This is a genomic window from Geminicoccus flavidas, from assembly GCF_009806515.1.
GTDB classification, from domain to species: Bacteria; Pseudomonadota; Alphaproteobacteria; order Geminicoccales; family Geminicoccaceae; genus Geminicoccus; species Geminicoccus flavidus.
This window is the reverse complement of sequence record NZ_WUJP01001117.1, coordinates 1-1,357: the sequence shown is the minus strand read 5'-3', so window position 1 is coordinate 1,357 and position 1,357 is coordinate 1. Positions and strand designations below refer to the sequence as shown.

The following is a 1,357-nucleotide window of genomic DNA, read 5'->3' as shown; positions in this document are numbered from 1 at the left end:
CTTCCTCATCAATCCATTGAGGTGTCCATGGTTCGCGTCCGAGGCGCGGCAGTTCTTGCCGCGGCTGTGCTGGCTTGCGCCCTGTTCTCTGCTGCTCCTGCCCCGGCTCAGACTGCCGTCAATCTGGGCAATGTACCGATCGCCAATACTGGCTGGCGCTACAACCTGGTGCTGATCCGCGCCGCCGGCCAGACCAACAGCTTCAAGGCCGAGCAGTATCTGGCCTATCTGAAACAGTACAACCTCACCGACGAGTGGGTGGTGGCCTATGCCGCCGCGGTCTCGGCCCAGTTCGGCACGCCCCTGGCGACCGGGCCCACCCCCAACCCGCTGCCCAGCGACCCCAGCATCGACCCGATCCTGGGTGCTACGCCTATCGAGAAGTCCGGCTGGCGCTACCGCCTCACTGTGCTTAAGGAAGAGGGCAAGTATTCGGCTGCCAAGCAGGCCGAGTACGAATATTACCGGGACAAGAACCGGGTCACCGACGCCTACGTGGACGCCTATGCCAAGGCGGTGGCGGCCAAGTTCCCCGAGGATGCGGTGACCGCCCCGCCGCCGGTGGCCAAGAAGCCCTACTTCAAGTTCTATCGCGGCTTCCGCTATACCGGCATGCCCTCGTCCTTCGCCAACTGTGGCCTCAGCGAGTTCATGCGGATCCTCTACGTGGAGGAACTGTTCGGCAGCGGCTCGCGCGATGTGCCCAACGTCGCCCACCTGCAGAACAAGGTCGTCCCGGCACTGCTCAAGGAGAACAAGCAGTACGTGGTGATCGACATCGAGCACTGGGACCCGATCACCGAGATGGACAAGCTCATCACCGTGATCCGGACCATCAAGGGCGGCGTGCGCGCGGCCGGCAACACCAAGATGAAGTTCGGCTTCTACATGCTCTTGCCGATCCGCGACTTCCTGGCCCCGGTGCAAAAGGCCGCCCAGCCCGAGCGCTGGAACAAGTGGATGGGCCAGAACGAGCAGATGCGCCGCCTGGCCGCCGAGGTCGACGTGGTGTTCCCCTCGCTCTACACCATCACCGAGAACCGCGACCACTGGGCGACCTTTGCCAAGGCCAACATCGCGGAGGCGCGCAAGTACGGCAAGCCGGTGATCCCGTTCGTCTGGCCGCAATACCACGACACCATGCTGGGCAAGGGCACCGAATACCTGCCGATCAAGTACTGGGAGCTGCAGCTCAACACCATCTACGGCCTGAGCGACGGCATCGCCATCTGGGGCTCGGTCAAGAAGGGCGGCGGCTGGGATGCCTGGGACGGCAAGAGGGACTGGTGGCCCTATACCAAGAGCTATGCCGGCGAATACGGCTCCGTCGCCTACACCAGCGCCTGCAAGGCTTGAG

The 1,357-nt window shown here is 63.7% G+C and carries 1 protein-coding gene; it reads left to right on the top strand.

Annotated elements, in window-relative coordinates; genetic code table 11:
• The coding region (locus EQG76_RS31350; RefSeq protein ID WP_235031658.1) for a hypothetical protein at positions 1–1,356 on the top strand (1,356 nt) is incomplete at its 5' end.
• Position 1,357 lies beyond the last annotated feature (1 nt).